General features: G+C 46.1%; 1 protein-coding gene. It reads left to right on the top strand.

Annotation, left to right across the window (positions count from 1 at the left end; translation table 11 throughout):
• Window positions 1–230, top strand: a 230-nt coding sequence (locus tag NE637_RS15605; protein ID WP_256267837.1) for a SpaA isopeptide-forming pilin-related protein, incomplete at both ends; no start/stop codon positions are given.

Here is a 230-nt window from a genome sequence, read left to right as displayed (position 1 = left end):
GAAAGATACCTATTCCAAAGTGGAAATCTCCAAAACAGACCTCACCACCGGAAAGGAACTGGAAGGAGCCAAGCTTCAGATCTTAAATAAAGAGGGTGAAGTTTTGGAAGAGTGGGTAACAGATGGAAAACCGCATCTGGTAGAGAAACTTCCGGTAGGGGAAGAACTGATCCTGCGTGAGATCACAGCACCGGAAGGCTATGAGATCGCAGAAGATGTGAAGTTTACAC

Origin of the sequence: Desulfovibrio desulfuricans, from assembly GCF_024460775.1 — a bacterium.
GTDB lineage: Bacteria > Desulfobacterota > Desulfovibrionia > Desulfovibrionales > Desulfovibrionaceae > Desulfovibrio > Desulfovibrio desulfuricans_E.
Note: the sequence above shows the minus strand (reverse complement) of the source record. Positions and strands in the feature narration are given on the sequence as shown.